This is a genomic window from Bacillus sp. sid0103, from assembly GCF_019219025.1.
Genome location: NZ_JAHUWN010000037.1, coordinates 50,346 through 58,859 on the forward strand (window position 1 = coordinate 50,346; position 8,514 = coordinate 58,859).

4 protein-coding genes and 5 pseudogenes are annotated in these 8,514 nt (G+C 40.3%); 2 read left to right on the top strand and 7 right to left on the bottom strand.

Annotation, left to right across the window (positions count from 1 at the left end; genetic code table 11):
- The first annotated feature begins 551 nt into the window (after positions 1–551).
- Both KW850_RS34380 and KW850_RS28445 read left to right on the top strand, forming a co-directional pair.
- Positions 552–1,767 (top strand): annotated as a pseudogene (locus KW850_RS34380) (IS110 family RNA-guided transposase).
- A 392-nt stretch (positions 1,768–2,159) separates the two neighbouring features.
- Positions 2,160–3,212: pseudogene (locus tag KW850_RS28445) on the top strand (IS110 family RNA-guided transposase).
- A gap of 655 nt (positions 3,213–3,867) precedes the next feature.
- Here the strand turns inward: KW850_RS28445 and KW850_RS28450 are convergent.
- The 7 genes and pseudogenes from KW850_RS28450 to KW850_RS28475 form a co-directional block, all read right to left on the bottom strand.
- Positions 3,868–4,050: a hypothetical protein gene (locus KW850_RS28450; protein WP_098935116.1), complete on the bottom strand. Its 183-nt coding sequence runs from the start codon at positions 4,048–4,050 to the stop codon at positions 3,868–3,870.
- A 354-nt stretch (positions 4,051–4,404) separates the two neighbouring features.
- Positions 4,405–4,683 (bottom strand): annotated as a pseudogene (locus KW850_RS28455) (group II intron reverse transcriptase/maturase); the annotation flags it as partial.
- 599 nt (positions 4,684–5,282) lie between these two features.
- Complete coding sequence (locus KW850_RS28460) at positions 5,283–6,038, bottom strand: M15 family metallopeptidase (protein ID WP_218351064.1); 756 nt, start codon at positions 6,036–6,038, stop codon at positions 5,283–5,285.
- Positions 6,039–6,088: 50 nt separating this feature from the next.
- Positions 6,089–7,022 (bottom strand): annotated as a pseudogene (locus tag KW850_RS28465) (aldo/keto reductase).
- A 244-nt stretch (positions 7,023–7,266) separates the two neighbouring features.
- Positions 7,267–7,347 (bottom strand): annotated as a pseudogene (locus tag KW850_RS34385) (hypothetical protein); the annotation flags it as partial.
- A gap of 108 nt (positions 7,348–7,455) precedes the next feature.
- On the bottom strand, positions 7,456–8,175 hold the full coding sequence (locus KW850_RS28470) for a hypothetical protein (RefSeq protein WP_218351065.1): 720 nt from the start codon (positions 8,173–8,175) through the stop codon (positions 7,456–7,458).
- A gap of 64 nt (positions 8,176–8,239) precedes the next feature.
- A partial coding sequence (locus KW850_RS28475) for a universal stress protein (RefSeq protein ID WP_218351066.1) occupies positions 8,240–8,514 on the bottom strand: 275 nt, incomplete at its 5' end.

An 8,514-nucleotide genomic window follows, 5' to 3' on the forward strand; every position in this document is an offset into this window, starting at 1 on the left:
TCATTTAAGAATCCCTTCGTTTGTGGAGTGGGCTAATTAGCTCACTTTAATAGATAAAAAATTTTTATCTTCTTTCAAAAAAGTAAAATACCTTTAGGTGCTGTCTCTTTACCATTTTGATAAAATGAGCATTTTTCAAAATTAGCTTAAGTACAATTCTTCAGAAACTCCTCAATAATTTAAAATAAAATATCCAATTATCTTATAAAGAGTTATTCAATAAAATGCCACGTTAGTTCAAAAAGAAAGAGCTGCACGATGACAGCTCAGATCTTAAACTAAAGCACCCATTAGCCATCCATGAATCGCTAAAAACAGCTCTTCACACAAAGAATGAAAATGTTTTTAAACCGTCAATACTGATTCTACGGCTGGAGAGGAAGGTCGATGAACTATGGTGCGTTAGAGCCCATCCGTTAGTCTGACTCCAACGACCATGGTGCACCACTGACTGTAGCTCCCTAACGGGAAGCACACATGGTAGATTAATCCTATTCTGGTTGCTGCACCAGCCTCCAATAATATTCAGTGCCGTAGAAAGGATGTTTTCAATGGAAGTAGTCATTGAAAGAGCATGTGGTATGGATGTTCATAAAGACAACATTACTGCACAAGGAAAGGAGGTTCAAACGTTTTCTACCAAAACAGTTTTTCTTTTAAAACTGCTCGATTGGATCAAACAACATCAATGTACTCATGTTGCCATGGAGAGTACGAGTGTTTATTGGAAACCAATTGTTAATTTACTAGAAGCTGAAGATATTGAGTTATTAGTTGTAAATGCACAACACATGAAGGCTGTCCCCCGGACGTAAAACAGATGTTAAGGATGCAGAATGGATTGCCAAACTTCTTCGTCATGGACTGTTGAAAGCTAGTTACATTCCAGATCGTAATCAACGGGAACTACGTAACTCGTTCGATATCGTCGGAGTATCATTGAGGAACGTGCAAGACAAATCAATCGAATCCAAAAGGTATTAGAAGGAGCGAACATTAAATTGGGTTCAGTTGTTTTAGACGTTTTGGGTGTTTCAGCTCGAGATATGCTTGACGCTATTGCCGAAGGCGAAGAGGATCCTGAAAAACTAGCAAACTTTGCACGTCGCTCAATGAAAAAGAAGAAAGAAGAAAGATGAACTGGAACTCGCACTTAAAGGCTATATCCAATCCCATCAACGTCTAATGTTAAAAACGATTTTAAGACATATTGACTTTTTCACTGAAGAGATTGAGATGCTCGATCAAGAAGTAGCGAAAAGAGTACGTACCTCCCAAGAAGATGCGGAACGATTAGATTCTATTCCTGGTATTGCCACCAGGATGGCTGAGCAAATTTTGGCTGAAATCGGAACTGATATTAAGAAACAATTCCCAAGTGCAGCCCATATGTGTTCCTGGGCAGGTTTGGTTCCTGGACAAAACGAAAGTGCCGGGAAAAGGAAATCAGCTAAAACCAAAAAAGGAAATAAATATTTGAGATCAGCATTAACTGAAGCAGCTCATTCAGTAAAAGGTTCGAAGAACTATCTCGGTGCACTTTATAGGCGTACCGCATCACGAAAAGGCAAAAAGCGAGCCGGAATAGTGGTCGCACATGCCATGTTACGTATCTCTTATTATCTCTTAACACGAAAAGAAATGTATGTAGACTTAGGCAAAGACTACTTTGATAAACAGAGACAGCAATCCATTGTTCGGCATTCACTACGAAGACTTGAAAGTTTAGGATACTCAGTTACTTTACAAGAACCAGAAGCATCTTAATCTATTCAACTCGATTCCAAAGATCAATGAATTAGGCGCTCTCCTCTTTTTTAAAAATGAATGAGCTGCGTCTTCTTTAGTATTGCCTTTTTTCTGAGTTACAGAAGTTTATTTTCAGGATAGACAACCATGCCGCGCTGCGGCACCATCAAATGAATGAAAATGGTTCTTAAACCCGTCTAGTTTTTATTATACCTGTCAATCCTTTTTATAGGCTGGCGAAGGAAGGTCGTTAAACTATGGTGCCTCGAGCCCGCATGGTAGACTGATTTTTAACGACCAGGTGCACCACAAATTGTCGCTCCCTCACGGGAAGCACGCTGGATAGATTAATCTTATATGGTTGTTGCACCAGCCTTAATTTACTTCAGCCCGTAGGAAGGAAGATAATAATGGATGTTATTAATGAACGATGTTGTGGATTAGATATTCACAAGAAAAGCATTACGGCGTGTGCCATTACTCCAAAAGGAAAGGAGATTCAAACATTTGGTACTATGACACATGATCTGATTAAATTAATAGATTGGATTAAAAGTAAATGTTGTTCTCACGCTGCTATGGAAAGTACCGGTGTTTATTGGAAACCAATATACAACCTTCTCGAATAAGAAGACATTCAACCCATGGTTGTCAACGCTGCTCACATCAAAGCTGTCCCAGGACGAAAAACCGATGTAAAAGATGCAGAATGGATCGCAAAATTGCTTCGTCACGGTCTTCTTCAACACAGCTACATTCCAAATCGAGATCAAAGAGAATTACGGGAACTAGTTCGATACCGCCGAAGTCTTATAGAAGAAAGAGCAAGAGAAATAAGTAGAATGCAGAAAGTGTTGGAAGGTGCTAATATAAAACTTTCTTCCGTTGCAACAGACATTATGGGTGTATCCGGACGATCAATGATTGAGGGGATCATCAATGGGATCGAAGATCCACAAGTATTAGCTGGAATGGCAAAAAGAAGTATGAAAATGAAAAAGGATGATTTGGAACGTGCCTTACTCGGATCCGTCGGACTCCATCAAAAAATGATGTTAAAAACACAGCTTTCACATATCGACTTTTTGGACCAACAAATCAAAATGTTAAGTGAAGAAGTCCAGCAACGCATGCAACCTTATGAAGAAGATATTGAATTACTAGATTCAATTCCAGGTATAGGTAGAAGCCATGCGGAACAACTTTTGGCTGAAATAGGACTAGGAAGAGAAATTGCGGGGCAATTTCCTACAGCCGCCCATTTATGTTCATGGGCTGGGATGGTTCCGGGTAATAACGAAAGTGCTGAAAAAAAAAGTCCGGTAAAACGAGAAAAGGTAATAAAAAGTTACGAGCGGCACTGGTGGAAGCAGCACATTCAGCAGCAAAAACGAAAAACACTTATCTTTCTTCTCAATATCAACGCTTGGCGGCGAGAATTGGAAAAAAACGTGCGGCAGTAGCAGTTGGACATACCATTTTAACCATTGTTTATCATTTGTTAAACAAAAGACAATTTTATGTTGAGTTGGGTGCAGACTACTTTGATCGACGAAAAAAAGAAATAGTGATTAAACAATCTATTAAACGGCTAGAGGTACTTGGCTGTAAGGTAACGGTTGAAGCTATAGCATAATGAAGAACAATATATTGTTAATTTGGAGTCCCGGTCTTTTTTTTAACCGAATTTTACTGGGTCTAGTTTCGTATTGCCTAAAATCCCTCATAGCCGTTTTTATTTTCAGGATAGTTTAAGTACAATTCTTCACAATCTGTTAGATAGTCGCACTAGGAAAGGGAAGCCTAATTGAAGCACCACACCAGTTTGTTAAATTTCAATTTTGTTTTCTCATATAATCAAACCATCAGCATGAAGAGTGTACATGGAATACTTAGTAATAAAGCTAATTTATAATTGACAAAGTGTAGCAGTTACATTGGAAATATTACTGAATTAAATAATAATGAACTCCCAAAATTCCAACCCTTATAATGTTTAAAAGTATAATTTCAAAAATGATACTCACACCTGCAATTATAAAATGGCTCTTTTCTAAAAGATTGTTGTTTTTCGAACAGGTTTAATAATAAGTGCCGCTGTTTCAGCCTGTTATTCAATTAGGCTTCAGCCGAACGCTCCAACCTTGTGTTGACTTCTTCAAGCCGTTTGGTATAAGCTTCGCGAATCGTATATGCAGCATGAGATCCAACTGCCAATCGAAGCGGTGAATTGTCGCTTTTTATAACGGAAATAATCAGTTCCACTGCTTTTGCCGGGTCGCCAATCTTGACGTTCGACATCTTACTAGTTGATAAGCTACATTCAAAAAAAGGCCATATAATTGTTAATAAGATGTTTTTTTGATTTAGAACTTGGGATCATACATCCCTTCCCAATAGCGTTTATATTGCAAATTACCTCTTATACATGACAGAATTGTATATTGGTTTGAATGTTATTTAGATATCTCCCCTTATTGGGCAGATTGCGTGTTCTACGTTACTTTTTAAAAAAAATATTTATTTGTCAATTTATTAGTCATAATTTAGCATTTGAATTGTGAAAATTGGAAAAAATCTAATAAATTTTTAATGATGAAAATTACACATCCAATGAAAATTTCTTCATTTTTTCATTGGATATCTTTTTCACTAAACAAGGGCATTTGCCTGTTGGATGAAACGGTCTGTCACAGTTGGTATGCCTAAAAGCCTTATTCCTCCGCTTGGTTTCGGGATTTCGACACGGCGAACAGGGAAAGGTTGATAGTTACCTGTTCTCAAAGCTTCCCGAAGGGAATCCCAGTTTTCATAGAGATGTCGTCGTAGGAATTTTACGGACATTCCATCTATGCCGTGACTTCCTTTGTTCTGCTCTACCCGTTATAGAGCAGTTAAGAGATTTTCCCGTGACAAGATTCGTTCCATTAACATGATGCTATTCCTTTCCACGTGAATGAAGGTTCTGTTTATGCCGGTTCTTGCTCCACCCTCCTAGAGTCCCCAGCGTTTTCACCGCTTCCTCCTTTAGGTAAGTCCTTTCGGATTGTCTGTGTTCAATGCAATCACCGAATGTGCAGATTTCATTCTTTCTTAATAGTTCAGTCCTTCCCATTCTTTCTCGAGTTAGAATGGTACTATGACCTCTGCTGACTTCTGATTGTTCAGCTATCCATTGCTAGGTAGGTTACCAAGTGTACTTGGCTTATCAATCAGACCTCCCCTGGTAAGAGTACAGTCTTTCCCTCCACCTATCTGCTTCATTTACTCTGTACCACCTTCGGCAGTAAGGACTTTGTTTTGTAGTGCAAACTCGTCCAATGATACCTAGCCTTATATGAAGTTCGTGTTCCTCAGACCGGAGGTTTGCCGCTCGCTTCCTTCAGATTCCGTGTCACCACGGATACCCTTGCGTTAAGCTAACCATTACTACTGCCTTCATGGCTCGGGACTTTCACCCTAGAGACTGCACCCATGCCGGGCGCACACCAAAAGGGGTCTCCAAAATGGAGACCCCTTGTTACATGACGTGATTAATTATTAACTAGAACGGAGTTGTAGTATTCTTCAAGGGTGATACCGCGTGCCATGATTTTTTTAGCAATAGTTTTACCGACATAGCGGAGGTGCCATGGTTCATAGGTGTAGCCGGTTATGTCGTCCTTTCCTTTCGGATAACGAATGATAAAGCCGTATTCAGCGGCATGTTTATCCAACCATTTCACCTCTCTTGTTCCTTCGAAGCACGCTTCTGCCGCACATGTCCCATTTTCGCCGGTCACATCAATGGCAAGACCTGTTTCGTGCTCACTCGTTCCAGGTACAGCACTATAGGTCATCGCTTTTTTATAGCCATCTTGTTTCACATAACTATTAAACAAAGCCGTTTGGGCACCGTGCGACCTATATGCCGATACACCTAAAAGATTTACACCCTGCATTTTAGCACCTGCGAATAATTTTTCAATCGCGGTGGCAGCTACCGCACGCATTTTCCGCTTCTCGGATTTTTTTTCAAAAATAAAAGGGATATTCGCATATACCAAATCCACTGGCGTATAATTTTCTGGTAATTTATTTTGTTTGTTGACGAGGACAGGAATACTTTCTGGATGGGTGACAACCACAATACTATCATCCGTTTCAGAATGTTTCTTGCCAGGGTGTGAAGAAGACATATTAGCCGAGATTTTTCCTTCTTCTTGGGCAAAATGGAATTTTTCCATGCAGCCAGTTAAAATAATAACAACTAGGAAAAGACATAAAGTAATGGGCCATAATTTTAACATGAATAACTTCCTTTTTTTTAAATTAAATTCTGTTATCATCATGGACACTATCAACTGACTAAAAACATTCCATTGGGATTAATTAGAGATTCATTCGTTAAATGGACTTCCAGTGTTTTCAGATTTTGCAAGACTTGTTCTGCCCTTTTTGCTCCCGGAATTATGACGTCAATGGCTTCACGGGTTAAATACCAGGCAAGAACGACATGGGCAACTTCAGTTCCTTTTTAACCGGAAATTTTACGAACTTTCTCGATTTTTTCCAGGTTCTCCTCATAAACGCCCTCTCAGAATTGCGGGCGTTTTCTCATTTTTTCACTTAAATAGGTATTTTTGTTATATTTGCCCGTTAATAATCCTGAAGCAAGCGGGAAGTACGGTATAAAGGAAATGGTATGCTCAGAAACATAAGGGAACAACTCTTTCTCGGCCCCACGGCTTAGCAGATTATACTCCCCTTGAAAGACATCCACATAACCATCTTTATTGGCTTCTTTCAATTGCTCAATCGAAAAATTAGAGACACCGATCGCTCTGATTTCCCCCTCATCCTTCAATTGTTTTAGGGCTCCGACCGCTTCATCCTTGGGCGTATCCTGATCAGGGAAATGAATATAAAATAAATCAATATAATCCGTTTGCAGACGTTTTAAGCTCTCTTCAACAGATTGTTTTAAAAAAGCAGGAGAATTATCAATCACAACTTCAGGACCGACAAATTTATGAGCTGCCTTTGTCGCAATCACAATTTCTGAGCGATTACCGGTTTCTTTTACGACTTCACCAATTATCTCCTCGGAACGGTTTGGGACCATAGATAAAAGCTGTATCCAAAAAATTTATCCCGTGTGCCAGTCCTGCGCGAACTAATTCCCTTCCAGCTTCATCATCAAGGTTAGGAAAAAGATTGTGACCGCCGACTGCGTTTGTTCCTTAACCAATTGGATTGACATATAAATCTGTTTTCCCGATTCGAACGTGCACGTCATTTAACCTTCAACCCTTTAGTATTATTTTTCTTTACTGATACGAACAGTCTTTTCACAATTAGTAGTACATTTCTTTTAAATTCCTCCTTGTATTATTACAAGGATGGACAAGGATTCGGCTTATTTTGCTAAAGACCTTAGGCAGAATATTCTTGCCGACTACTCGTTGATGGTATATACGAGCTGGCTTACTTCTTGTACTTTTTCTCTTAGTACTTGGGGTAACGATCACTTCATATTTACTTTACAATCATTACAGCACAATCAGCGTGCTGGACCACTTTATGGTTTACACTTCCCACGATATTGGCATTATTCCCATGACCTCGGGAAAAGCCCTTTTATTTTTTATCCGTAATGTGGATAATCCCTTCGTCGAATTGGACGTCCATAAGGATCCGAGTGTCCTATAACCAAGCGCAATGAGTTCAACTGAACCGTAAGTTGCTGAGATCAATCGAGACTAGCAGCAGATCCTTAACTGGCTCCAGATTGGGTCCACGAAGATATGCGCGGCGTTTTGTCGGGAAACGAAGCCCTTCGATCTCAATGAAGTCGTAGACATATTGCGCCGCTGGAAAGCCACCTGAAACATCGACATGGTAGTCGTGCCTGCGTAGTAGTAAATCATCGCCAAAGTAGAAGTCTTGCTCCTTGCTATGACTGGCGACGTGTTCGGGGAAGCGCACACGCAAACCGTGCCAGAGCTCGTTGCCCTCTTGCAATGGGGGGATTTCGCTGACCTCAAATCCTGGCATGACCATGAAAAAAGGCGTTGTCAGGTATGTCCACATTGCGTACCCGTTGAAATATGCTCGATGAAGCGGGTCCCATGGTGTGTTCATCGTATGGTTAGCAAACAAGGTCCTAGGATCGTATTTCTCGCGGACGGTTTCCCCAGAGAGGGTCTCAATCGCGATACGATCGGGCGTAAAGGCAGTACGCCAATCCGGTTGACCAAAGGGAGTAACAGATGCGATTTCCGAATGTAGCGCGACTGTCATCTCACGAGGATTGGAATCTTGTACGAGCCCTTTCATTGCCCATAAACCGCCACCGGTGACGATCGTGGCAGTCAGTGAACTAAATTTTTCCCATCGGTCAATTCCGCCGTGCGCGTCAATAATTTTTGCCAGTAGGTTGTTCATATTCTCTCCTTAAGTTGAAAGATGATTCGATAATGAAAATGAGTTTTATTAAATCACCTTCTATTTACTTTACAATCATTACAGCACAATGAGCGTGCTGGACAACTTTATGGCTTACACTTCCCACGAGCAGCTCTGAAAAGAGGCTAAGTCCCCTGCTGCCCATTACGATCAGGTCGTAATCTCCTTCTTTTGCCTTCTTGCATATCATTTCTGCAGGATCTCCAATATGGTATTCGCTATCATATTGTATAGATGACCCTGAAAGGACTTGTGCGGATTCCTCTAAAATCCTCCTAACTTCCTCTACTTGCAATTGTTCAATATCCACTCCGTAAG